We start from the raw sequence: 1,607 nt of genomic DNA, 5'->3' as shown, positions 1-1,607 counted from the left end.
GATGATGTCGGCTTCAGCGGCGGCTTCCGGAACGGACTTGACTTCCAGACCCTGCTCCTTGGCGTGCTCGACAGACTTGGAGGTCGGGCGCAGGCCGACGACGACGTCGACGCCGGAATCGCGCAGGTTCAGCGCATGGGCGTGGCCCTGGGAACCGTAACCGATGATGGCAACCTTCTTGCCTTCGAGGACCGAGAGATCGCCGTCGTTCTCATACCAAATTTGTGCAGCCATTGTACTTGGCACTCCTTTTGTGTAGTGGGGTGAACGCTTGAAAAGCGTTCGGGTTTCTACCATTCGCAGATGAAATTCGTGGTTTCGTGCATGGATTTTGTCCTGCAAACTGGGGTCCATCCTACCGGAGGCGGTGCCTTGACACGTATCCAGTCCACAAAGTGAGCCGAGAAACCGTAAAAAATCCACTGCTCACTGGATGATGGATTCGCGTATCCTCGGCCGGGAATGGCATAGGATAGGCATGTCGTATTTCTAGTAGGAAGAGATGCCATGGTTGCTGTGACTGGTCCCGCGCCGGGATCTGAACTGACTGCGGAAGCCGATGAGGTCGAGGAACGTAGCTCGGCCGGTGTGTTGCATGTGGCGGCGATTTTCGCCTCGCATATGGTATTGCAGCGCAACAAGCCCAACGCCGTGTTCGGTGCGTTGGATGCCGATTGCGCAGGTATGGAAGTCGTCGCGCAGATTCGCGATTTCGACGGGTCGATGGTCGCGCAGGCCCACGCGTACGCTTCGAAGGATCTCAAGGACGGTCTTTCGCCGTGGCGCGTGATGCTTCCCGCGCAGCCGGAGGGCGGTCCGTACACGCTCCGCGTCACCGCGGGCAACGATTTCCTCGAATTCGAGGACGTGCTGATCGGCGAGGTGTGGCTTGCCGGCGGCCAAAGCAATATGGAACTTGAGCTGCGCAACAGCGAGAACGCCGAAGCGGCCCTTGAGAATTGCGCCGATCCGCTGCTGCGTTTCTACAACGTGCCGAAAACCGGCGTCATCAACCGCAATGCGGAGAACGCGGCGAGCTGGCAGGAATCATCGCCGGAAAACAGCGGTGTGATGAGCGCCGTCGCCTATTATTTCGCGCACAAGCTGCGCTCCGAACTCGACCCCGATCTGCCGATCGGCATCGTGGACTGCTATATCGGCGGCACGTCGATCACGTGCTGGATGAGCGAGGACGCGTTGAATTCCAGCGAGGCAGGACGTGGCTATCTCACCCGGTACGAGCGTGCGATCGCCGGCAAGACGCAGGAGCAGTTCAAGCTGGAAACCGACGAATGGCAGACGAGATTCGATGCTTGGAACGCGAATATCGCGGCCGCCAAGGAAGCCGATCCCGACGTGACGTGGGATACGCTGAACGAACAGTACGGCGCATGCCCGTGGCCGCCGCCGGTCACGCCGACGTCGCAGTACCGTCCGACCGGACCGTTCCACGCCATGCTGGAACGCAACGCGCCATACTCGCTGGCTGGTTTCCTGTGGTACCAAGGCGAGGAGGACGAACCGTATTGTGGGTCCTACCGTGAGCTGCTGGGCATGCTGATCGGCGAGTGGCGCGCCATCTGGAGCGAGAACCTGCCGTTCCTCAT

General features: G+C 60.0%; 2 protein-coding genes. One reads left to right on the top strand and one right to left on the bottom strand.

Going from position 1 to position 1,607, the window contains the following annotated elements; translation table 11 throughout:
* Nucleotides 1-234, bottom strand: a 234-nt coding sequence (locus tag ACR0P8_RS09630; protein ID WP_432624771.1) for an NAD(P)-dependent oxidoreductase, incomplete at its 3' end; no start/stop codon positions are given.
* Between the two features lie 273 nt (nucleotides 235-507).
* Here ACR0P8_RS09630 and ACR0P8_RS09625 point away from each other — a divergent pair.
* On the top strand, nucleotides 508-1,607 hold a 1,100-nt coding region (locus tag ACR0P8_RS09625), incomplete at its 3' end, for a sialate O-acetylesterase (protein WP_432624838.1).

It is taken from the genome of Bifidobacterium sp., assembly GCF_050874245.1.
Lineage (GTDB): Bacteria > Actinomycetota > Actinomycetes > Actinomycetales > Bifidobacteriaceae > Bifidobacterium.
The sequence above is the reverse complement of the archived record's forward strand: the minus strand, read 5'-3'. Positions and strand labels throughout refer to the sequence as shown.